General features: G+C 40.8%; 19 protein-coding genes. 9 read left to right on the top strand and 10 right to left on the bottom strand.

Translation table 11 applies throughout. From position 1 onward, the window contains the following. Positions 1–456: 456 nt before the first annotated feature. From PR795_RS00360 to PR795_RS00350, 3 genes are all read left to right on the top strand, one after another. A complete protein-coding gene (locus PR795_RS00360; RefSeq protein ID WP_036968313.1) occupies positions 457–1947 on the top strand; it encodes an allantoin transporter in 1491 nt (496 codons plus the stop codon). A 100-nt stretch (positions 1948–2047) separates the two neighbouring features. Beyond that, positions 2048–3412 carry an allantoinase AllB gene (gene allB, locus PR795_RS00355; RefSeq protein ID WP_006661247.1) on the top strand — a complete coding sequence of 455 codons (1365 nt, stop codon included), beginning with the start codon at positions 2048–2050 and terminating at the stop codon, positions 3410–3412. Between the two features lie 70 nt (positions 3413–3482). Next, the gene (locus tag PR795_RS00350) at positions 3483–4778 is read left to right on the top strand and encodes a uracil/xanthine transporter (RefSeq protein ID WP_272516549.1); all 1296 of its coding nucleotides are present in this window, start codon (positions 3483–3485) and stop codon (positions 4776–4778) included. A gap of 190 nt (positions 4779–4968) precedes the next feature. On the opposite strand, the gene glxR is transcribed toward PR795_RS00350, so the two are convergent. From glxR to PR795_RS00325, 5 genes are all read right to left on the bottom strand, one after another. Next, on the bottom strand, positions 4969–5850 hold the full coding sequence (gene glxR / locus PR795_RS00345; protein WP_006661245.1) for a 2-hydroxy-3-oxopropionate reductase: 882 nt from the start codon (positions 5848–5850) through the stop codon (positions 4969–4971). A gap of 13 nt (positions 5851–5863) precedes the next feature. Continuing rightward, positions 5864–6640, bottom strand: coding sequence for a hydroxypyruvate isomerase (gene hyi / locus PR795_RS00340; protein ID WP_272516548.1), 777 nt, complete (start codon positions 6638–6640; stop codon positions 5864–5866). A 12-nt stretch (positions 6641–6652) separates the two neighbouring features. Then, positions 6653–8434, bottom strand: coding sequence for a glyoxylate carboligase (gene gcl / locus PR795_RS00335; RefSeq protein ID WP_006661243.1), 1782 nt, complete (start codon positions 8432–8434; stop codon positions 6653–6655). A gap of 178 nt (positions 8435–8612) precedes the next feature. Beyond that, on the bottom strand, positions 8613–9419 hold the full coding sequence (locus PR795_RS00330) for an IclR family transcriptional regulator domain-containing protein (RefSeq protein ID WP_006661242.1): 807 nt from the start codon (positions 9417–9419) through the stop codon (positions 8613–8615). Between the two features lie 74 nt (positions 9420–9493). Continuing rightward, positions 9494–9979, bottom strand: coding sequence for an ureidoglycolate lyase (locus PR795_RS00325; RefSeq protein ID WP_006661241.1), 486 nt, complete (start codon positions 9977–9979; stop codon positions 9494–9496). 324 nt (positions 9980–10303) lie between these two features. On the opposite strand from PR795_RS00325, the gene allS reads away from it, so the two are divergent. Further along, positions 10304–11230 carry an HTH-type transcriptional activator AllS gene (allS, locus tag PR795_RS00320; RefSeq protein ID WP_004261545.1) on the top strand — a complete coding sequence of 309 codons (927 nt, stop codon included), beginning with the start codon at positions 10304–10306 and terminating at the stop codon, positions 11228–11230. 11 nt (positions 11231–11241) lie between these two features. Here allS and PR795_RS00315 read toward each other — a convergent pair whose 3' ends face one another. The 5 genes from PR795_RS00315 to fdrA are packed head-to-tail and all read right to left on the bottom strand — an operon-like array spanning position 11242 to position 16831. Continuing rightward, positions 11242–12078: an aldo/keto reductase gene (locus PR795_RS00315; protein ID WP_006661240.1), complete on the bottom strand. Its 837-nt coding sequence runs from the start codon at positions 12076–12078 to the stop codon at positions 11242–11244. 33 nt (positions 12079–12111) lie between these two features. After that, positions 12112–13014 (bottom strand): carbamate kinase, encoded by a 903-nt coding sequence (locus tag PR795_RS00310; RefSeq protein ID WP_272516547.1) that lies wholly within the window; start codon positions 13012–13014, stop codon positions 12112–12114. Between the two features lie 25 nt (positions 13015–13039). Continuing rightward, positions 13040–13852: a DUF2877 domain-containing protein gene (locus PR795_RS00305; protein WP_224120228.1), complete on the bottom strand. Its 813-nt coding sequence runs from the start codon at positions 13850–13852 to the stop codon at positions 13040–13042. 32 nt (positions 13853–13884) lie between these two features. After that, entirely contained in the window at positions 13885–15150 is a 1266-nt protein-coding gene (locus PR795_RS00300; protein WP_006661237.1) for a DUF1116 domain-containing protein, read from the bottom strand. Between the two features lie 10 nt (positions 15151–15160). Beyond that, positions 15161–16831 carry an acyl-CoA synthetase FdrA gene (gene fdrA, locus PR795_RS00295; RefSeq protein ID WP_036968297.1) on the bottom strand — a complete coding sequence of 557 codons (1671 nt, stop codon included), beginning with the start codon at positions 16829–16831 and terminating at the stop codon, positions 15161–15163. 358 nt (positions 16832–17189) lie between these two features. Between fdrA and allD the strand changes: the two genes are divergently transcribed. The 5 genes from allD to PR795_RS00270 all read left to right on the top strand — a co-directional run bounded on the left by allD (position 17190) and on the right by PR795_RS00270 (position 21854). Continuing rightward, positions 17190–18236, top strand: coding sequence for an ureidoglycolate dehydrogenase (allD, locus tag PR795_RS00290; protein WP_006661235.1), 1047 nt, complete (start codon positions 17190–17192; stop codon positions 18234–18236). Positions 18237–18471: 235 nt separating this feature from the next. Then, a complete protein-coding gene (gene allC, locus PR795_RS00285) occupies positions 18472–19704 on the top strand; it encodes an allantoate deiminase (protein ID WP_006661234.1) in 1233 nt (410 codons plus the stop codon). Positions 19705–19762: 58 nt separating this feature from the next. Continuing rightward, positions 19763–20548: a (S)-ureidoglycine aminohydrolase gene (allE, locus tag PR795_RS00280; protein ID WP_006661233.1), complete on the top strand. Its 786-nt coding sequence runs from the start codon at positions 19763–19765 to the stop codon at positions 20546–20548. A gap of 168 nt (positions 20549–20716) precedes the next feature. After that, entirely contained in the window at positions 20717–21295 is a 579-nt protein-coding gene (gene uraD, locus PR795_RS00275) for a 2-oxo-4-hydroxy-4-carboxy-5-ureidoimidazoline decarboxylase (RefSeq protein ID WP_006661232.1), read from the top strand. A 208-nt stretch (positions 21296–21503) separates the two neighbouring features. Next, the gene (locus PR795_RS00270; protein ID WP_272516546.1) at positions 21504–21854 is read left to right on the top strand and encodes an aspartate/glutamate racemase family protein; all 351 of its coding nucleotides are present in this window, start codon (positions 21504–21506) and stop codon (positions 21852–21854) included. The last annotated feature ends 222 nt before the right edge of the window (positions 21855–22076 follow it).

Here is a 22076-nt window from a genome sequence, read left to right as displayed (position 1 = left end):
ATTAAATCAAAAATAATAAAGCATTAAAACAAACCTAAAATGAATCAAGCCTCATTAAAATCAATCAAAAATAGAGTAAATTAACTTAAATTGAACAAAATATCTCAAAAAAAGAAATGATAAAAAACAAAAACTACTGTAATGCATTGTTTATTAGGTTATTTTTCAAAAAAGACGCTCCAGATCTATTTTTTGGAAAAATTTTTTAAATTTATATTGCATCCATCAGTTAACGGTGGCTATATTGAGTTCAAGAATTAATTCCTAGGTAGTCAATATAATTAATTAAACTGACGCTAATAACTATATATAAACCATTGGTTATTAAGTTGATGTATATATAAAAAATAATATTATTTAAAAAATTAAAACAATAACTTTATTACTTTATTAAAAATTCGATTAGTTAAATCTCTCGCTTTCAAATTTAAATTATATGCGTGGAAGGGCTCATATATGAACTATTCAGAAGAAAAAGAGATTTATCGTGAACGTGGTTATACAGATGATTTATTACCTAAAACACCGGAGCAACGAACATGGAAAACATTTAACTACTTTACGCTATGGATGGGTTCCGTACACAATGTCCCAAATTATCTAATGGTTGGCGGTTTTTTTATTCTGGGCCTTTCTACTTTGAACATTATGTTTGCCATCGCACTAAGCGCAATATGCATCGCTTTCGTTATGGTAATGAATGGTGCGGCGGGGTCTAAATATGGCATCCCATTCCCGATGCTACTTCGGGCATCTTATGGAATTAAAGGCTCACTCTTTCCTGGCGTATTAAGAGGCTGTATTGCTGCTATTATGTGGTTTGGCTTACAATGCTTTACTGGTTCATTAGCGCTATTAATATTAATCGGGAAAATTTGGCCTGAATTTTTAAATATAGGCAATGGTGAAACCTATATGGGAGTTACCATTCCAGCCTTTATTGTTTTCATCATTTTCTGGGCAATGAATGTTGCCATAGGACTAGGTGGAGGCAAGGTATTAAATAAACTTACTGCCATTCTTAACCCCTGTATTTATATTTTGTTTGGTGGTATGGCAATTTGGTCAGTTTCTTTAGTGGGCATTCAACCTATTTTGGATTATATCCCAAATGGTATTAGTGAAACGCCAAGTAAAGTATTCTTTTTCTTTATCGTTATTAATAGTGTTGTCGCTGTCTGGGCAGCTCCTGCGGTAAATACTTCTGATTTCACTCAATATTCGACTAGTTTTAAACAACAAGCCATTGGACAAACCGCTGGCCTGTTAGTGGCTTACTTGCTCTTTGCCATTAGTAGCGTATGTATTTTAGCCGGCGCCAGTATTCACTACGGCGTTGATACATGGAACGTACTTGATATTGTTCAAAAATGGGATAGTTTATATGCCTCACTCTTTGCGGTAGTCGTTATTCTGATGGCGACAATTTCCACCAACGCTGCTGGTAATATTATTCCTGCAGGATACCAAATTGCTGCACTGTCCCCATCCAAACTCACTTATCGTCACGGCGTTATTATTGCCAGTGTTATCAGCGTATTAATCATGCCTTGGAAACTAATTGAGAATCAGGACAGTATTTATACTTTCTTGGATATTATTGGCGGTATTTTAGGTCCAGTTATTGGTGTCATGCTATCGCATTATTTCATCGTAATGCGTACAAATATTAATTTAGATGTCTTATACACCCGTGCAGGCGATTATAAATTCTATGAGCACGGATTTAATATTACCGCTTTCGTTGTCACTGTTATTGCAGTTATTTTCTCCCTTGGTGGAAAATTCATTCCTGTATTAGAGCCTATATCACGTGTGTCTTGGTTTGCTGGCGTCATATTAGCCTTTGTTCTCTACTCTTTATTCAAAAAAGACACCACTAAGGTGGTTGAAAATAAAGTAAAAGCTACGAATGATTCAGATATCGGCATAAAAAACCCAGTGTAATCTGAATTAAATACCCTATTCAGCCCGTTTTAATATATTGAAAACACGCTGAACAGTAATGTTAATAAATGAAATTATAATCTTATCTAAGGAATACCCTATGTCATACGATTTAATCATTAAAAACGGTACTGTCATTCTTGAAAACGAAGCAATTAAAACCGATGTCGCGGTAAAAAATGGCAAAATTGCCGCTATTGGCTCTGGTTTATCTGGTGCAAAAGAAGAAATAAACGCCGAAGGCCTAGTCGTTTCACCAGGTATGGTTGACTCTCATGCCCACATTTCGGAACCAGGGAGAACACATTGGGAAGGCTATGAAACAGGGACGCGTTCAGCAGCAAAAGGTGGCATCACAACTATCATCGAAATGCCATTAAATCAGCTACCTGCAACCGTTGACCGTGAAAGTATTCAAATGAAATTCGATGCTGCCGCAGGTAAACTGTCAGTAGATGCAGCCCAATTTGGCGGTTTAGTCTCTTATAATCTCGATAGACTGCACGAGCTAGATGAAGTGGGTGTTGTTGGCTTCAAATGCTTTGTTGCCACCTGTGGTGACAAAACTATTGATAATGACTTCCGTGATGTTGATGACTTTCAGTTTTTACGTGGTGCAGAAATTATCAGTAAATTTAACGACTCTCGTGTATTAGTTCACTGTGAAAATGCATCAATCTGTGATGAATTAGGTCGAGAAGCTCAAGCTCAAGGGCGCATAACTGCTCACGACTATGTGGCCTCGCGCCCTGTATATACTGAAATTGAGGCAATTCGCCGCGTGCTATATCTGGCAAAAGTGGCTAATTGCCCAATACATATTTGCCATATCAGTAGCCCTGAAGGCGTTGCTGAAGTGACTAAGGCACGTAATGAAGGACAGGATGTTACCTCAGAATCTTGCCCTCACTATTTTGCCTTAACAACCAATCAGTTTGAAAAAATTGGTAATTTAGCAAAATGTTCACCACCGATTCGTGATGAAGCGAACCAAGAAGGCATGTGGGAAAAACTGTTTAATGGTGAAATCGACTGTTTAGGTTCTGACCACTCACCATGCCCACCAGATATGAAAGCGGGTCATGTATTCAAAGCTTGGGGTGGAATTGCAGGGATGCAAAACTGTGTTGACTTGATGTTTGATGAAGCAGTGCAAAAACGTGGAATGGAACTCCCATTATTTGCCAAATTAATGGCAACTAATGCAGCTAAGATCTTCGGCCTTAAACATAAAGGCTCCATTACCGTTGGTAAAGATGCAGATTTCGTGTTCATCAAGCCAAACTCACCTTATGAATTAAAAGCTCAAGATTTAGAGTATCGCCATAAAGTCAGCCCTTATGTAGGGCGCAAAATAGGTGCACAAGTTGCACGCACTATTTTACGTGGAGAAACTATCTACGATATTAATACTGGTGTTCGTGAAACGCCTATCGGGCAATTTATTTTAAAACACCAACAGTAATATGATGTAAATAATACAGCACACGCTTTACTGGGTGTGCTGTATTGTTATTTATAACAGGATGTAATTTATGTTTAGTTTGAACAAAGATAATGTGTTATCAGGCTTGCAATGGTTCTTTTTTATTTTTTGTAATACAGTCGTTATACCTCCTACATTACAATCTGCATTTCATCTGAGCAATGCCACCACTTACACAATTACCCAGTATGCTTTTTTAGCCACATCACTGGCTTGCTTAATTCAAGCTATTTTCGGACACAAGCGCTCTATTATGGAAGGTCCTGCGGGGCTGTGGTGGGGAACGATTTTATCTGTTGCATTTGCAGAGTCTGCTCAAGGAACACCATTAGAGGTTATTGGTGGAAGCTTTGCCGTAGGGATTGCCATTGCAGGGATCATCACTGTCATTATCGGTTTGAGTGGCGCAGGAAAATATTTGGCTTTATTATTTTCCCCCGGAGTAATGGCGGTATTCATGTTATTACTCGGCGCTAACTTGATTACTATTTTTCTAAAAGGCATGTTGGGCTTGCCTTTTAGTGCCACAACCGACGTTGTCCATATTAATTTTGATACCTTTTTACTGGCTTTACTTATCATGGTGCTAATTATTGGGATTATTGCCCTATTCCCTCGTCATATTAATAAATATGCCGTACTGATTGGCTCCATACTGGGTTGGCTCTTATTTGCCATGATCTTTCGAAGTGACTCAGTAGGAACAAATGGCATTGAGTGGCAGCTGTTCCCTCTCGGAAAAGTTGAGACTATCAATTATGGTATTGTCGCAACCTGTATTATTGCCTCACTGTTGAATACGTCCAATACGTTTGGCGCGATAAAAGGAACTGATTTGTTCCACCCAGATTCGCCAGCTACCCCAGCGATGTATCGCCGCAGCTTTATTAGCTCAGGTGCGCTGACTTTTGCATGTTCCCCATTAGGAATTGTGCCTTTCGCGCCTTTTGTTTCATCAATAGGGCTCATCACACAGACCAATGATTTCAGCAAAAAACCGTTTATTATTGGTAGTTTGTTATTCTTTGTTATTAGTTTCGTTCCCGTTTTTTCAGGGTTCTTTTCTACCTTTCCTTTAGTGATCAGTAGTACCGTGATGATGGTCACTTACTTACCTCTGCTTTGGTCTTCTTTGTTATTTATTCGTATTTTAGATTTAAACCCGCGCAATATTTATCGGCTTGCTTTGCCTATTTTTATTGGCATATTTTTGATGAGTGTTCCTCCAACTTACATGCAAGATATTCCATTGATGATAAGGCCTATCATCACAAATGGGTTATTAATGGGAATTATTATTTCTATTATCCTTGAAAATATATTTAAGTGGGATGCTATAAAATAGAAAAGAGAAATAAGTCAGATTTTATAGAGGTAATATGCATTAATTATATTACCTCTTTTTTATTCACGTAATGCTATGCAAAAAAAAGCCCCAGATACATGGGGCAAATAAACGACTAGTTAAACTGTTTACTACTTACATTTACACTTAAAACATGAGGATCATTACATTCAAACAATTAGACTGTGTATTAATCTCCTAATTTATGGTTAGCCATAATTTCAATTGCCTTCACTAAGGCTGAATGGTCATTATCTTGACCGCCATGTGCGGCACATAAATTGAAGAGTTCCTGACAGGTCGCAGTATTCGGTAAGCTCATCGATAATGCCTTCGCACCCTGTAAAGCAAGATTTAAGTCTTTCTGATGTAAAGAGATCCTAAAGCCTGGTTCAAACGTGCGTTTTACCATGCGCTCACCATGCACTTCAAGGATGCGAGAAGAGGCAAATCCTCCCATCAACGCTTCACGAACACGTGCAGGATCGGCCCCTGCTTTCGATGCGAAGACCAATGCTTCAGAAACGGCTTCAATGGTTAATGCAACGATAATTTGATTTGCAACCTTACAGGTTTGCCCATCACCATTGCCACCAACTAGGCTAATGTTTTTGCCCATCAGTTCAAATAACGGTTTTACCTTAGCAAAAGTCGCATCTTCACCGCCCACCATAATGCTCAGAGTGCCTTGCTTAGCGCCAACCTCGCCACCGGAAACTGGGGCATCTAAATATTGGCCACCTAATTCATTGACTTTCTTTGCATATTCTTTGGTTTCTATTGGTGAAATAGAACTCATATCAACAATGATTTTTCCTTTCAATGATGTTGATGCACAACCATTTTCACCAAAAAGAACATCACCCACTTGTGGCGTATCCGGTACCATCACAAAAATGATATCTGCATTTTCAGTCACTTCTTTAGCCGATGAAAACGTCTTTGCCCCTTCATCTGTAAGATAAGCCGGAATTTGCCCACGAGTATTTACAGCTAGCTCATGGCCACCCTTTAATAAGTTAGCCGCCATTGGGCCACCCATAATCCCTAAACCAATAAAGCCTAATTTCATGATGTTCTCCTAATTATAAATACGGTTTCATCCAGCCTAAACCGGCTTCAGTTGTGGTTGCTGGTTTATATTCACAGCCAATCCAACCTGTGTAGCCCATTTGTTCAAGCTGTTTAAATAGATAGCTATAATTAATTTCGCCAGTCCCTGGTTCATTACGGCCTGGGTTATCCGCTAATTGAATGTGGCAAATATGCTTTAATAAACGTTTCATTGTCTCAGTTAGCTCGCCTTCCATTCGCTGCATATGGTAAATGTCATATTGGAAGTAAATATTGGCATGACCGATACGCTTAATTAAATCTTCGACCTGAGCTGATTTATTCAAATAGAAACCTGGAATATCGTATGTATTCACGGCTTCTACCAGTAAACGTATATTCTCTTTTTCTAACTGCTCAGCCGCATAACGAAGATTTGCTACGAGGGTTTCCATCGTTTTTTCTTCACTAAGAGAGGGGTCTTTACGACCCACTAAGCAGTTAATTTGTTTACAGTTCAAGACTTTTGCATATTCAATGGCTTTTTGGACGCCTTCTTTAAATTCACTTTGTCTTTCAGGTAAGCAAGCAATCCCTCTTTCACCACCATTCCAGTCACCGGCTGGCAAGTTAAAAAGAACTTGAGTCAGTTTATTTTCATCTAACTCTTGCTTAATAGCTTGCGCTGAAAAATCATAAGGAAACATGTATTCCACGGCTTTAAAGCCATTTTGAGCCGCCAATTTAAAGCGCTGCATAAACTCGGCTTCAGTAAATAGCATGGATAAGTTAGCTGCAAACTTGGTCATTTTTCCGCTCCCTTATTTGTATTGGTAAAACGCTGTTGCCGTTGGTGCATCCGCTTCAGATGTTGCAACTTCTTCAAACTCAGTCACGTTATCCAGCTCAGTCCCCATCGAAATATTGGTGACGCGCTCCAAAATGATTTCCACAACAACAGGCACACTGAACTCTTCCATCAGTTGTTCAGCTTGTTTAAATGCAGGTGCAATGTCTTCTGGTTTGAATACGCGAATAGCTTTACAACCCAAGCCTTCGACCACTTTAACGTGGTCAACACCGTACTCTCCCAATGCTTCATTATTAATATTTTCAAATGAAAGCTGGACACAGTAATCCATGTCAAAGCCACGTTGGGACTGGCGGATCAGACCTAAGTAGGCGTTATTCACGACAACGTGGATGTATGGCAGTTTAAACTGCGCACCGACCGCCAATTCTTCAATCATAAATTGGAAGTCATAATCGCCAGAAACGGCAACGATTTTACGTTTAGGATCAGCAGCACGGACACCCAGAGTTGCTGGCAGAGTCCAACCTAATGGGCCTGCTTGACCACAGTTGATCCAGTGGCGTGGTTTAAATACATGTAACATTTGAGCCGCAGCAATTTGCGATAAACCAATGGTTGTGACATAGCAAACATCACGGCCAAATGCTTTGTTCATTTCCTCGTAAACGCGTTGTGGTTTTACAGGCACATTATCAAAATGCGTTTTACGTAACAGAGTACGTTTACGCGCTTGGCACTCATCCACCCACTTGTTGTAATCAGGTAAAGAGCCTGCTTTTTTACGTGCTTTTGCACGCTCAACCAACAGTTCTAAAGCCGCTTTAGCATCAGACACGATCCCTAAATCAGGGCAGAAGATGCGACCAATTTGCGTTGGCTCGATATCAATATGTACCGTTTTACGATCACCAACATATTTTTCTACAGAACCAGTGTGTCGGTTCGCCCAGCGGTTACCCACACCTAATAAGAAATCAGATTCTAATAAGGTTGCATTTCCATAACGGTGAGCTGTTTGTAAACCAACCATGCCGGCCATTAATTTGTGGTCATCAGGGATAGTTCCCCAGCCCATTAACGTTGGAATGACGGGCACGTTACAGATTTCAGCTAATTCTTGCAGTTTGTCTGCCGCATCTGCATTGATAACACCGCCACCGGAGATGATCAGTGGTTTTTTCGATGCGAATAACATATCCAGTGCTTTATCAACCTGAGCAACTGTTGCCGCTGGCTTGTAAGCAGGTAATGGTTCATAAGTCTCTGGGTCAAACTCAATTTCAGCGACTTGCACATCAAAAGGTAGGTCAATTAATACGGGTCCAGGACGACCAGAACGCATTAAATGAAAAGCTTGCTGCAATACTCGAGGAACCAATGCTGGCTCTAACACCGTTGTAGCCATTTTGGTGACCGGTTTTGCGATAGACTCGATATCGACTGCTTGGAAATCTTCTTTATGCAATTTCGCTCTTGGTGCTTGACCTGTAATGCACAAAATAGGAATTGAATCAGCAGAGGCGGAATATAATGCTGTGATCATATCCGTTCCCGCAGGACCTGATGTACCAAGACACATTCCAATGTTACCCGGATTTGCTCTCGTATATCCCTCTGCCATATGAGAAGCACCTTCTACGTGACGAGCAAGATAGTGTTTGATCCCACCATGCTTACGCATCGCACTATAGAATGGGTTTATTGCAGCTCCAGGAACACCGAATGCGGTTGTGATCCCTTCTTTTTCCAGTACATACATTGCAGCATCAACTGCGCGCATCTTAGCCATAACAACTCCTATTTGGAAAATTTTTCCAACTTGATTTTTTGTCTAAAAAAACCGTTTTTTAAAACGGGTTATCTATGTATTCTGTGCTCATTGGTTAGTCAGCGCGTTGATTATCAGCTAACTACCTGTTAAATCTTGTCTTTTCAGCGGATGGTTAGCACCCGCTGGTCTCTTGTCTTTATTGGCGCTCACCTAATGCCGCGCTGATATCCGCAGCAACGTCACGAACCAGTTCTCCCAGCTCAGTAAAACGCTCTTCAGTTACCCTTGAACTCGGCCCTGAAATTGATATTGCCGCTATCACTGAATTATTACGATCAAATATCGGTGCCGCTAAACAATTAAGACCCAGTGCATGTTCTTCGCTATCAATGACATAGCCCAGCTCTTGATAATGCCCCAATGCCTTTCTCAACACATTGATACTGGTGATGGTTTTAGGGGTGAATTCCTGTAAGCCGGAACGTGTCACAAGCTCTAACATTTCTTCTTCATCAAGAGGGAACAATAACGCCTTCCCAGCCCCTGAAGCGTGTAATGGTAAGCGACTCCCTAAAGGTGCACACATTCTCACTAACGCATGGCACTCACATTGGCGGATCAGAACTGCATCCAAATTATTACGGATAGCCAGATTTGCTGTTTCGCCTGATAGCAGCATTAGCCTGCGCATAAATGGTCCTGCCACCGACACAACGTCCCTATCATTCATATAGGTCGCCCCAACCGTGAATGATTGAAGACCGATATGCCACCAGCCAAGCTGTGGGTCTTGAAAAATAAATTCTGCTTGCTCAAGGACTTTCAGTAAGCGAAATGTCGTTGATAAAGGCAAACCTAACTGCTCGGATAAAACGGAGACTGATGAGCTACCACCTGAGTTAGCCAGAAATTGAAGAATATCCAGCCCGCGCTCAAGTGCCTGCGCACCTTTTGGCGAACTTTTATCTGTCTGTGGTCTTCCTTTTGTGCGTGGTTCAGTCATTTATTTTTACCTTTTATGTTTGCTATCGGCAGAAAGGAGCCATATTAGCTAGTCCTTGTCGCCCAATAGAGTAGTTAAGGAAAAACTATTTGACAAGGCTCAGGGAGATCCTTAACGACACAATTATCTGCACCACCTCTATCTACCGTTAAAAAATCCGTTTGTGATTGAAATGCATAAATCGGATGATGCCATACATCGCGGTGATAATTTACACCCTGCTTACCATTGGTGATAAATGCTCGCAAGGTACCAACAGGGATATCATCCCCCGGCTCAGCCACCACGACAATAAAACGCTCGCCATTCATTGGAATAAAAGCTTGGCTGGAAAGCGGATGCTTCTCTAAAAGTTTAACATTCATTGGCATATCAATGGGTTCTGAACGGCTAATACTCATTAGAACTGGGCTTTCATCGGTAATCTCTGCTTTACCTAAAGCATGATAACGTTCTGTCGTACCCTCATTGATATGAAAAAATTCAGATCCTTCAACTTGGATGACGTCTCCATAGGGGGCAAACGCTTCCGGTGTCAGATCAGATAGAACAAGTTCCATTATTTTCTCCTAACACACTAAAAATTTTAAGCCACTATTTTGTACAACCACCTACATGACAAAATCAGTTTATCAGGTTGTATTACATTTAACATCATTTTATGGAAAATTTTTCCATAAAAAATCATGGGTCACAGTTTTTCATTTTATTTCATATATAATCCTTTAATATTCAGTAAGATAATAATTACTAACAATTTTACAGAATTTATACTTATCACTTTCAATTATGATGAAGCCAACTTAATGGATAACGTGAAACAAAATGCAGATCTAAAAAATATTATAAATTGGTTTTTCCTTTGACTTTAGGGAGATACATACATGTTAGATCAAGAAACGATGACAACCTTTATCACTGTTGCGCAGTGTCAGAGCTTTTCTCAAGCCGCAAAACAACTCTACAAAAGCACTGCAACCATCAGTTACCGGATCAAAATCTTAGAAGAATATGTTGGAGTCCAGCTTTTCACTCGAACGACACGAACCGTTAACTTGACCTCTGCGGGGGAATATCTCCTTGAGCATTGCCGTGAATGGCATAATTGGTTAAGTAATATGCCAAATCAGTTACGGCTGATTAATGAAGGTGTCGAGCAAGAAATTACGATTGCAATTAATAACTTACTCTATGAGCCAAATGCCGTCGCTGACCTACTCCAACATCTCACCGAGCGCTTTCCTTTCACCCGCCTTAATATCACTCGGCAAGTGTATATGGGGGTATGGGATGCCCTACTCAGTAACAAATGTGATATTGCAATCGGTGTCCCAGGTTCTGAATCATTGGACAGCGACATGAACACCTTGTTTTTAGGCAAAATCGATTGGGTCTTTGCAGTTGCCAATCAACACCCACTTGCCTCTATTGACGGTATTCTTAGCGATGAACAACTGCGTTGTTACCCGACTATCAATGTGGAAGATACCTCGCAAGTTTTATCCAAACGCACTGCATGGCTATTATCAGGCCAACGAGAAATCAAAGTGCCTGATATGAAAACCAAAGTACTCTGTCACCTAAAAGGAACGGGGATTGGCTTTTTACCTGCCTCTATTTGCAAACCCTATATTCAAAACCAACAACTGATTGAGAAATCAATAAAAAGGCCTAGAAGACCGTCCCCCTTATCCTTAGCTTGGAATAGCAATCAGCAAGGAGAAGTATTAAAAACGGTCGTGAAACTGTTCAAACTGCGCGATCCCATCATCCAAAGCTTGCTGAGCCCAATTGACCCAGCAACAAAATAACGTTGAATGAATTACAAAATATCCAGATGTTGCTTATGTGTTGGTGGTGGAAAGCTTTCATCCAACAACGCAAGATCCTCACTATCTAACACCAGCCGGCAAGCGTGCGCATTTTGCAACATATGCGCCCTGCTACCTGACTCAGGAATGGCAACCACCCCCTCGCCGCGGATCACCCACGCTAATGCTATTGTTGCTGGTGCAACTTGATATTTTTGCGCAATCATCCTCAACGTTGGGTGCCGAAGTAATTGATTACCGCTGCCGAGCGGTGAATAAGCCATTAACGGCATTTTTTTATGTCGACACCAGTTCAGTAATGAATAATCAATACCACGGCTACCAAGGTTATAGAGCACCTGATTTGTCGCACAATATCGGCCTCCTGCGAGGTTATCGTACATATCTTGCAGTTCATTGATATCAAAGTTAGATATCCCCCAATAGCGAATTTTTCCCGCACTTTGCAGTTTTTCGAAACCTTGGATGGTCTCTTCGAGGGGGATATCGCCAGCCCAATGCAACAAGTACAGATCAAGCCTATCCGTATTTAAGCGGCGTAAAGAGCCCTCACAAGCATTAACTAACGCTTTGCCTCCGGCATTGAATGGATAAACTTTTGATACTAAAAACGTTTCATCGCGTCGTCCTGAAATTGCTTTACCAATTAACTGTTCAGAAGCCCCATTGCCATACATTTCAGCGCTATCAATTAATTTTAAGCCTACATCAAGGCCTGCTTGTATTGCTTCAATTTCTTCTTTTGCACTTTTCCGTTGCTGCCCCAAATTCCAACTACCCATGCCAATTGCGGGTAAAGCATCATGACCCAATGAAACGTTTTTCATTAATACATCCTTGATTATCAAAGCAATTAATCACTATGGTATAATTTTAGTGCCTGCCTCTCCTTTCAAAATAGCATCTATTTGCTTTAACGCACCAATATAAGCAGGTTTACCAGAACGCTGTACAAAACGGCTGACCGCCATCAATTTCGGTCCCATAGAACCATCATCAATTGCCATAGGGGCAACCTCTGCTACCGTTGCGCATCTAATCACGCTTTGCTCAGGAGTTCCCCAATTCCGATAGACGGCATCCGCATCGGTTAGAATAATTAGGTGGTCAGACTCAAGCACTTCCGCTAATAATGCGGAGGATAAATCTTTATCGATAACCGCCTCACTACCACAAAATCCATTATCCTGCTGAATAACAGGAACACCACCGCCACCATTACAGATGACAATATGCTGCTGATCTAACAAACATTTTATGGCATTAATTTCCAGAATCGCTTTCGGTTGAGGGGATGGAACAACCCGACGATAATGCTTTCCATCCGCTTTAATCGTCCAACCCAGCTTAGCTTCTAAACTTTCTTTTTGCTGCTCATCATAAACTGGGCCAATGTATTTCGTGGGGTTTTGATAGGCAGGGTCATTACCATCGACTTCAACACGCGTAAGCAGCGTTGTGACCGGCTGTTTAGGGTGTTTGCGACCCAATTCTTGCATCAACATATAGCCTATCATTCCCTGACTTTCCGCAACTAAAATGTCCAACGGATAAGCAGGCACATCTGGATACGCTAAGTTTTGCAACGCCAATAACCCAACTTGAGGTCCATTGCCATGTACAATCACCACACGATATTTTTGTGCAAGTTGCCCCAAAGTTCCCGCAATTGATGCGATAGCTTGATATTGATTTTCAGCGGAAAGCACTTCTCCGCGCTGCAGTAATGCATTGCCACCTAAGGCGATAACAATAGTTTCCATGTTTGTCCTTATTTATTCGCGAACGTTAACCCATTTCATCCATCCCCGCTAACCACACACCGATTAACGTATCCGCCCCCGAAAAATGACCGACCTGAAGCAATAAACGCACCGCTTGAGATAGTTTCATCGGCTGCGCTAATGCAGTTGCTAATGTTTGTAGTGGAGTCGAAAAGATGCCTTGGGAAGCAAAACGTAAATAGTTCACACTGATCAGAGTCGTGAGTGACTCTAAAGGCGGAGTGTCTTGAAAAAAATTGGGTAAGTTGTCACTATCAATTTTTGGGTTAAGAAAAGTGACCAATAGCATACCGATTAAGATATCATCAAAGCTTGGTGTTAAGCCGGGTCCTCTCCCAATTATCGACTGCCAATCAATGTGTTCACCTTGAAGGTATCGTTGATAGTTTGCTTTTAATTCTTTTAATTCACGACATAATGGGCCAGTTGTCACGTCACTCAAACTGCCGTGTAGACCACTTTTCGCTTTCGATTGCCTTAAAATGTCCCATAATGCAGTAAACGTTCCATTAGGGAGTTTTTGTGGCATCAACTTGAGTGATAAGCGTGCTTTTGGTGCAACAAGTTGCCAGTTAGGGCTGACTAATCGATCATTTTGATACTCAACAGACTCACATCCATCATCAAAAATAGCTTGAAAATCAGTATCAGAAACCATCCAGCCCATGGGACTTAGTCCTCGACCATAACGATGTAATGTCAATAATTCACCTGAAGGAGTGATAAAATTAAGTGCATGATTAAAGCGTCCAACGCAATTCAACATTCCTGTTTCTTTAGGTAAGTGAGAGCTAACAGACAGTGCTTGCATGATCATTTTTAAGCTCCTTCAGAGTGAAAATTATCGATTTATTCGCTAATACCCATTTTTTCCGCTAGCGCAACAATCGCTTTTTCGAAACAAGCCAGTGGTGCTCTTACCGTACCCGCACCAATTTGGCCAATCCCTGCTTCTTTATGAGCGATCCCTGTATTGATGAGCGGCGTTATACCCGTTTCAACCACTCGGCGAGCGTCCAGTCCGATACACGCTCCTTGGAAATCCCAAGTCGGAATTTGCAGCATCATGTTATGTTCTAAGTAAATTTCAGTCATTTCCTCAGACACGTCTAATGCGGCGCTCATCCCACCACTTGCACCAACAAAACGTGTAACACCCGGTGCTGCTACCATCGCTGCACCGCCAATACCGAACGCCTCAGTGATTGCACTGTCACCAATATCTGGGTTGGCATCCGCTTGGCTGTAACCTGAGAAAAAGAGACCTTCCGGTGTGTTAACAGGCGCCGTGAACCACTGATCACCCATACCGCTGATTTTCACACCAAAGTTTTTACCATTACGCGTTAATACGGTCACAATGGTGCCATGCTGAATTTCAGCGCCAGCATCCATCGCCGATTTACAGTAAGCCATGGCAAGGTTGAGGAAAAATTGGTCTGTAATGCTTAAGAATTGCATCACTTGCTGGAGCTCAGTCTTATCGATATCCAGTCCGCTCATGATTGGCGCAAGTTGTCTTAATAACAATGCAGAAGTAGCGATGTTGCGTTGGTGGAATTCATCCCCCATAGTGATGCCTTGCGCCATCACTGCTGTTAAATCAATGCCATTTTCCAACGTTTGTAAGGTTTTTTTCAGTACTGGGCCTAATGAATCACGCATCCAACGATGACGCACTTGTACATCTTCACCGTATGCCCCAAAACGCATGACTTTACCGATACCCTCATTCATGTTGCAGTATGCAAAGTTACCGTGGGTCATGTTCTTAACAACCAACATTGGCATGTTGGCGGAAGTAATTCCGCCCATTGGCCCCACCGCTTTTACGCTGTGGCAAGGAATGAATTCAATCTCACCATTGTTTAATAGCTTAAGAGCTTGCTCTTCATTATCAGCCCACTTTTCAAATAAACAGGCTCCGATACAAGCGCCACGCACGGGTCCACTCATTTCATCCCAAGTGACAGGCGGGCCCGCATGCAGTAGTTTTTTGCCTTGTTGTAACGTTGGGATGAGATCTTTTGCAGGCTCAACACTTTGCCAAAAAGGACGAGCGGCACGAATACGTTCAATTACTGCGGTATTTGCTTCTTCAATCGTTGAGTACATATCCAAACCCTTATTTCAATTTTTTCAGAATATTAGCTAATTTTTTATTCCCACCAGCGACGGGAGCCCACTGGTAGTGAACAACTGGGATATCATTGGCTTGTAAGTCATCCGCAAAACTGCGCACACCCGCGTTAATGACCGAAACGCTTTGCAGGATGTCTTGTTCTTTTTGGGGGAATGCAATCACAGGTGGAGAGATAATGTTGCATGCCAGCGTCACCGCTTCAGGTTGTGAATTCATCACCGCAATACCGGCCTCTTCGAGATAAGCGATTTGTTCGGAGCGCACTTGAGGGTCTTGCTCAGTCCCCGTTACGGTAGCAATAACCGCAATCGGTGAGTTATTTGAGCGATTAGCTCTTAATGCATTAATTTCTTTAGCCAGTGTTTGCGCTGAATCCATTTGAGCACCATAACCAATAACCACATCCAGTAATAACACGCCAACATCCGCTTTCTGAGCAAGCGCCGCAATTTGCTGGTTGCGAGTAGATGGGTCAATCATTGGGTGAGGCTTGCCCTGTGTATAGAAGTCATCACCTAAATCAATAATTCGATGGCCATCTTGGTTAAGCATCATTCCCTGATCGTGGGCAGCGTCTGTTTGTAACCCTAATTTTTCGGCCAATAACATGGCGCACTCAGCCGCGAGTGTTCCCCCCGCATACAGACCTGAAATTTTCTTTCCTTTTGCTGATGGTTGAAGCGCAGCTGCTTTCTCAACACGACCAAGCATGGCTGCAACACGCGCAGTTTCATCCAATGTTTCAGTAAAGTATAAATTTCCATCCTGTTTGATTTCAGGTTTGGTACCGAGGAATAATGCAACAACAGGTTTTCCTTGAGCCTTAAGCTTATCAATCACTTTGCTACGGATTTCTTTAGCGGGTGGCTTAGAAACAAAGGCGATAACATCGCTCTGCGGATCGGATGCGAGCAATTCAATGGCGGTCATGGCACTGACGCCACCAATTTCAGCGGTTAAATCGCGACCGCCTAACCCAATCGCATTTGTAATGCCTTGTCCTGCAAGCGTAATTTGAGAAATTAGCTCTTGAATACCCGTTCCCGATGCCCCAATGATGCCAATGTTTCCTTGGGGTGCTACGTTGGAGAACGCCAGTGGTGCACCAGCTAAGTAAGCCGTACCACAGTCAGGCCCCATGACTATCAGACCACGTTCGCTCGCTTTAAGCTTTAATCTGCGCTCATCCGCTGGCAACACGTTATCGGAGAACATCATGACGTTACAGCCATCATCTAACGCTTGGTCAGCCAGTTCTGCGGCAAACTCCCCTGCGATAGAAACTAATACCACATTGGCATTCGGAAGCTTATTTTTTGCCATTCGCCAACTACGAACACGCTGGAGCTTTTTCCCCGTTTGCTGTTGTCCTTGAGCCAACGCTTTGAGTGATTCATCCAACGCTTGTGCAATTTCATCAACAATAGCGGTATCCACAGATTCGGTTTTAATCGCAACACAAATATCATTCGGTGTTGCGTCATCAAAGGATGAATGCCAAAATCCGGTTGCATCAAGTAACGACTTATTCGCTGGTGTTCCCATCATGACGGATATTTCTGAAACATTTGGAGATTCACTTAGTTTTCGAGATATCAGCATTAAGCTCACTGAATCTTGGAAGCTCCCTTTTTTTATGAAAGCATGGATCATAGTGACATCCTTTAAACAACTTTTATTAATTGAAGTTTTATTTACTCAATAAATGAGATAAAAAAGTAAATAGGCATTTATTGAAAAATAAAATTACAAATAAACCTTATAAATAAGTTGAGAATGCTCACACTTTATATATTGTTAGAAATTCCTTTAAAATACACTTGGTATTAAAAGAAAAAACACCAAATTTAAAACTGTTAGATTCGTTCTAATAATTAATGGGCTATTTGCACAATTTTTTATAAAATCGAATAAAAATAATCTAGATCACATTTATAGATAATTTAGTTGTTACATTGGTATCAGCAAAGAGTTTTATTAAACTTAAAAAACACTAAAGGGTTATTTATGTATGAAAGTTTCTAAAGAAAAACTCCATCAGCTCATCGCTAATAAAATCCATGCAGCAGGATTATCAAAAGATCATGCTGATATCGTTTCTGATGTCCTTGTTCATGCCGATGCGAAAGGTATTCACTCCCACGGTGCGGTGCGTGTCGAATATTATGCAGAACGCATTTCTAAAGGTGGCACAAATAACTCACCTAATTTTACCTTTGAAAAAACAGGTCCTTGTAGCGCTGTCTTTGACGGCGATAACGGTGCAGGCCATGTTGCCGCCAAACTGAGTATGGACGAAGCCATTAAAATGGCAGAAGAAAATGGGATTGCAGTGGTAGGAGTGCGCCGTATAGGTCACAGCGGCTCATTATCTTATTTTGTTCAACAGGCTTCTAGTGCTGGCATGATTGGTATTTCAGTTTGTCAGTCAGACCCGATGGTCGTCCCTTATGGCGGTGCTGAAACCTATTATGGTACTAACCCTATCGCATTCTCCGCACCCGGTGAAACGGACAATATCACCTTTGATATGGCAACGACCGTACAAGCATGGGGCAAAGTGTTAGATGCTCGTTCAAAAAATGCAAAAATTCCAGATACTTGGGCTGTAGATAAAGACGGTAACCCAACAACAGATCCATTTGCAGTAACGGCATTAGTCCCAATTGCAGGGCCTAAAGGTTATGGCTTGATGATGATGGTCGATATTCTCTCCGGTGTGTTACTAGGACTGCCTTTTGGTAAACACGTCAGTTCCATGTATCACGATTTAACGCAAGGAAGAGAGCTGGGGCAATTACATATTGTTATCAACCCTGCTTATTTTACTGACCCGGTGATGTTCCGCAAACACATCACTCAAGTCATGAATGAACTCAATGCCGTTAAGCCTGCCCCAGGCTTCGATAAGGTTCAATTCCCAGGACAAAATAGCTTAGCAAGAGAAAAACAAAGTGAAGTAAATGGTATCGATATTGTCGATGAAATTTATGATTATTTGGTCTCTGATGATATTTACCAAAAATCCTATGATAATAAATCACCATTTGCCAGCTAAATAAATACGGAAATACGATGATTAATCGGATCTCCTGCCAATATTTATTGCATCGTTCTACCCCTAATCACTCGATAAATAAGAGGTTAGGGGCTCCTTGCCAAATATAACAAAGATACAGTAGAACCATTAATTATTTTCTTTTGCCTATGAAAACAAATATCGCGCTTTAGTGACAACACAAACTGTTTTGTTGCTACAGCACACAGTATAAAAATCACTAGGTGGTATGAATATGAAGGACTTTACAAAAGAAGTTAAAGAAACTTCAAATTGGCTGTCTCAACACGGCGCGGTAGAAAATAATGGCATGACGCGCCTGCTTTATACTCAAGAATGGGTTAGTGCGCAAAAAGCGTTAAAAAATGCATTCGAAAGTTCAGGTTTATATGCCTATTACGATGATATTGGCAATCTGTTTGGTCAACTCAAGGGCCGTAAATATCCAGATCAAGTAATTTTATCAGGATCACATATCGATACCGTTATTAATGGTGGAAATCTAGACGGGCAATTCGGAATTGAAGCCGCCTATATAGCGTTAGATTATCTGCATAAAACATATGGTCAGCCACTCAGAACATTAGAGGTTGTTTCCTTAGCGGAAGAAGAAGGTAGCCGCTTCCCTTACGTGTACTGGGGTAGCAAAAATATTGTCGGTATCGCCAAAAAGGAAGACGTTAAACATATTTCAGATGCTGAAGGGGTCAATTTTGTCGACGCAATGTCGCAAGCTGGTTTTAAATTTCGCCCCGCCAACCAAAATCCTCGCAGTGATATTAAAACCTTTGTTGAATTACATATTGAACAAGGTAACGTACTTGAACGTGAGCATATTACAATTGGCGTTGTGAATAGCATTGTTGGTCAACGTCGTTACAATATAACCTTAAAAGGTGAAGCCAATCACGCAGGCACAACGCCAATGGGGTATCGCAAAGATACTATCTGTGCCTTCAGCCGTATTTGTTATGAATCCACTGAAAAAGCCAAACAGTATGGTGACCCATTAGTACTCACGTTTGGTCGAGTAGTTCCCCACCCAAATACGGTGAATGTGGTTCCAGGTCAAACTGATTTTACGATTGATTGTCGCCATACCGATAAAGCAACGCTAGTTGAATTCACCGCTATGATAGAGAACGATATTCAACGAATTTGCACTGAAATGGGTATTGAGGTAAAAATCGACCTTTGGATGGACGAAGCACCAATTCCAATGGATGAGCAGCTAGTTACTTTCGTAAAAAAAATTTGTGATGAAAATCAATATAGCTATAAAGTCATGCACAGTGGTGCTGGCCATGACTCACAAATATTTGCCCCTATTGTTCCAACCGTCATGATGTTCGTTCCCAGCATTAAAGGGATCAGCCATAATCCTGCGGAAGCCACTACATTAAGCGATCTCGCTGAAGGCGTGAAATTACTGACGGAAGTTTTATATAAATTGGCCTATCTGGAATAGATTTTCTGCAACATATAGCCAAAACAACAAATAATGAAATTACTTAGGAGAGGTTAAAATGGGTTATTTAGATAATCAAATTGGCTACCCAAATGATATTTTGGCGTCACGTGCAATTATCAAAAAAGATAATTATGCCATCATTCCACCTAACGGGGTTGTTTGTAATATCATTCCCGGTTTTACTGACTGTAATATGACAATTTTATCCACCCCAAAATTAGGAGCTAGCTTTGTTGACTACGTCGGAACCTTATTCAATGAAGGTGGTAACTTAGCGGGTTTTGGTGGCGGTAAAATTGAGTGCATTATTTATGTCATTGAAGGCGAACTCATTGCTTATTCTGATAAAGATGAACATAAATTAACCCAAGGTGGTTACCTGTATTGCCCAGCTGGTGTCACCATGCGCTTTAAAAATAATAACAAGGGTAATCCTTCAAAAATATTTTTATACAAACGCGTTTATGAACCAACAGAGGGCCATAAAGCACACGTGGTTTGTGGTAACGTCAATGAGCTTCCTAAAATTGATTATGAAGGAATGCACAATGTCCATTTACAAGACTTATTACCTAAAGACCTTGGTTTTGATATGAATATCCATATTCTAACCTTCCAACCAGGTGCTAGCCACGGTTATATCGAAACTCATTATCAAGAACATGGTGCGTTAATATTATCGGGTAAAGGTATGTATAACCTCGATAATGATTGGGTTCCTGTCAAGAAAGGCGATTATATTTTTATGGCATCATATGCACTGCAAGCAGGTTATGCAGTTGGCGACGAAGAATTTAGCTATATTTATTCTAAAGATTGTAACCGTGATATTGAACTATAATTTCAAATAACTATGTTGCAATTCATTATCTATATTCTAAATCATTTGAATTGTAAGAAAACAAAATAGTCTCACTCGCAATCAAAGGCATTAATAAATAATGCCTTTGATTTCTTAAAAAATTCCTTCAAATTAAAATCAACTTTACCATTATATAAAGGAATAGATATGAAATTAATTAAATGCACTTTAATTTCTTTGCCTTTGTTACTTTCTGCACACTATGTAACTGCCAGTCAAGTTTATAATATTGATGAAGTAAATAAAATGAGTGTTAATGATTACGAAAAAACATTCTCGAATATTTTTGAAGATACAACGTGGCCTATTGTCGAGAGTGCCTCTAAACGCCCTTTTACTGGGTTTGTTAATATGTATATTGATCTTGTTAATGTGGTTGAAAAATCGGGAGCAGAGAAACAATTAGAGCTCATTAAATCTCATCCTCAATTAGCGTGCAAAAATTTGCGCAATAATAACATCGCAGCCTTGTCACAAGGGGAACAATCAGGTGCTGGGCTCAATGAATGCACAGAGGAAGAGGCTAAAGAACTAGCTAAATTAAATAAAGAATATAATGAAAAATTTGGTTTCCCTTTTTTATTGGCCGTTAAAAAAGCCACTAAACAACAGATTTTCTCTTCTCTTAAAACCAGAATCAATAATACCAGAGATCTAGAATTTAAAATTGCCTTACAGCAAGAATACAAGATTGTCCTATTTCGTTTATTAGATACCGTTCAATAATCACATTTATGTTATTTCAACTAAGGACAGTGCAAAATGAATATGAATAGCAACCGTAGAAATTTTATACTCGGAGCATCGGTTTTAGCGACTATGAAACACGTAAAGCTGCAGGAGATAATGTCGAGGTTGTTGGGCTAACATCCAGTTTTGGGTCTGACTATATCGACAGCGGGGTTGCTATCGGTATCGCAATGCATTCATTGATATGATGGCTAAACAACTTAAAAAAGACGCACAATTTGATGCCGCGATTATTGCAGGTTTCGGCTGCGGCGAAGCCTTTATTTTACAAGAGATGGTGCCTTTTCCCGTCATCGGCTTACTCGACGCCTCTCTGTCCACTGCCCTGCTATTTGGACGTAAATTTTCAATTCTCTCGGGAGGCGAAAAATGGAAGCCTATTTTGGAAAAACAAGTTGAACATTTTTGCCTAGCAAACCGGTTAGCTTCCGTGAAAACTGTTTCAATGACAGGTGCAGAAATCGTTAACAATCCAGATAAAGCTTATGAAATAATAGTGAAACTCAGCGATACCTGTGCACAAAAAGAAAAATAAAAAAGCTCACTCCTGTGGGCTTTTTTGTTATCTACCAAGCACTAAATTTATAACACAGCCATCTTAATTATATTTAATCAATTGAGTATATAGGGTGTATTATGACAAACAAGATGTTCGGTAATTTCATAAAACAGATTCGTATCCAAAAAAAATATCTCAACTTCAGAGGTAGCTAATAACTTAACTGGAGCTGGAGCTGGAGCTGGAGCTGAGTATATT

This window comes from Providencia sp. PROV209 (assembly GCF_028479485.1).
Taxonomy (GTDB): domain Bacteria; phylum Pseudomonadota; class Gammaproteobacteria; order Enterobacterales; family Enterobacteriaceae; genus Providencia; species Providencia alcalifaciens.
The sequence above is the reverse complement of the archived record's forward strand: the minus strand, read 5'-3'. Positions and strand labels throughout refer to the sequence as shown.

What these genes read in the sequence shown, in the direction of transcription:
- PR795_RS00325 (WP_006661241.1), bottom strand. Translation starts at nt 9,979, where the DNA reads ATGGAACTTGTTCTATCTGATCTGACACCGGAAGCGTTTGCCCCCTAT.
- PR795_RS00350 (WP_272516549.1), top strand. Translation starts at nt 3,483, where the DNA reads ATGTTTAGTTTGAACAAAGATAATGTGTTATCAGGCTTGCAATGGTTC.
- gcl (WP_006661243.1), bottom strand. Translation starts at nt 8,434, where the DNA reads ATGGCTAAGATGCGCGCAGTTGATGCTGCAATGTATGTACTGGAAAAA.
- hyi (WP_272516548.1), bottom strand. Translation starts at nt 6,640, where the DNA reads ATGACCAAGTTTGCAGCTAACTTATCCATGCTATTTACTGAAGCCGAG.
- allS (WP_004261545.1), top strand. Translation starts at nt 10,304, where the DNA reads ATGTTAGATCAAGAAACGATGACAACCTTTATCACTGTTGCGCAGTGT.
- uraD (WP_006661232.1), top strand. Translation starts at nt 20,717, where the DNA reads ATGAAATTAATTAAATGCACTTTAATTTCTTTGCCTTTGTTACTTTCT.
- PR795_RS00310 (WP_272516547.1), bottom strand. Translation starts at nt 13,014, where the DNA reads ATGGAAACTATTGTTATCGCCTTAGGTGGCAATGCATTACTGCAGCGC.
- PR795_RS00330 (WP_006661242.1), bottom strand. Translation starts at nt 9,419, where the DNA reads ATGACTGAACCACGCACAAAAGGAAGACCACAGACAGATAAAAGTTCG.
- PR795_RS00315 (WP_006661240.1), bottom strand. Translation starts at nt 12,078, where the DNA reads ATGAAAAACGTTTCATTGGGTCATGATGCTTTACCCGCAATTGGCATG.
- PR795_RS00305 (WP_224120228.1), bottom strand. Translation starts at nt 13,852, where the DNA reads ATGATCATGCAAGCACTGTCTGTTAGCTCTCACTTACCTAAAGAAACA.
- allE (WP_006661233.1), top strand. Translation starts at nt 19,763, where the DNA reads ATGGGTTATTTAGATAATCAAATTGGCTACCCAAATGATATTTTGGCG.
- allD (WP_006661235.1), top strand. Translation starts at nt 17,190, where the DNA reads ATGAAAGTTTCTAAAGAAAAACTCCATCAGCTCATCGCTAATAAAATC.
- allB (WP_006661247.1), top strand. Translation starts at nt 2,048, where the DNA reads ATGTCATACGATTTAATCATTAAAAACGGTACTGTCATTCTTGAAAAC.
- glxR (WP_006661245.1), bottom strand. Translation starts at nt 5,850, where the DNA reads ATGAAATTAGGCTTTATTGGTTTAGGGATTATGGGTGGCCCAATGGCG.
- fdrA (WP_036968297.1), bottom strand. Translation starts at nt 16,831, where the DNA reads ATGATCCATGCTTTCATAAAAAAAGGGAGCTTCCAAGATTCAGTGAGC.
- PR795_RS00270 (WP_272516546.1), top strand. Translation starts at nt 21,504, where the DNA reads ATGATGGCTAAACAACTTAAAAAAGACGCACAATTTGATGCCGCGATT.
- PR795_RS00300 (WP_006661237.1), bottom strand. Translation starts at nt 15,150, where the DNA reads ATGTACTCAACGATTGAAGAAGCAAATACCGCAGTAATTGAACGTATT.
- allC (WP_006661234.1), top strand. Translation starts at nt 18,472, where the DNA reads ATGAAGGACTTTACAAAAGAAGTTAAAGAAACTTCAAATTGGCTGTCT.
- PR795_RS00360 (WP_036968313.1), top strand. Translation starts at nt 457, where the DNA reads ATGAACTATTCAGAAGAAAAAGAGATTTATCGTGAACGTGGTTATACA.